The sequence below is a fragment of the Kineococcus aridisoli genome (assembly GCF_050871885.1).
GTDB lineage: Bacteria > Actinomycetota > Actinomycetes > Actinomycetales > Kineococcaceae > Kineococcus.
In genome coordinates, this window is the sequence record NZ_JBJLSF010000185.1 from 1 (window position 1) to 553 (window position 553).

The following is a 553-nucleotide window of genomic DNA, read 5'->3' on the forward strand; positions in this document are numbered from 1 at the left end:
CCGAGCAGGCAGCCCCCACCACCACCACGCCGAGCACCGCCCCCGCCACCGAAGCCGCTGCCGCCTCCCCCCGCCTGGCCATCACCCACGACGGCGGCGTGCAGGTCCTGGACGCCACCACCCTGCAAACCCTCGCCGACCTGCCCTACGACGGCTTCACCCGCCTCAACCCCGCCGGCGACGGACGCCACCTGTTCGTCACCGCCACCGGCGGCTGGCACCTGCTCGATGCCGGCACCTGGGAACAACCCCACGGCGACCACTCGCACTACTACACCTCCACCCCCCACGACACCGGCATCGTCTTCGACGCCCAAGAAGGCGGCCACGTGGTCAACCACGCCGGCCGCACCGTCCTCTTCGACGACGGCACCGGGCAGATCACCGCCTTCGACAGCGACCAAGCCGCCGACCCCGACCGCGAGATCCGCGAGCTGAAGACCCCCACCGCCCACCACGGCGTCGCCGTCGAACTCTCCGACGGCTCCATGATCGTCACCGAAGGCGACGAGGAATCCCGCAACGGCATCCGCCTGCTGGACCCCGCCGGCCA

1 pseudogene is annotated in these 553 nt (G+C 71.8%); it reads left to right on the top strand.

The features are described 5' to 3' along the window. Positions 1-553: pseudogene (locus ACRYM2_RS23195) on the top strand (hypothetical protein); the annotation flags it as partial.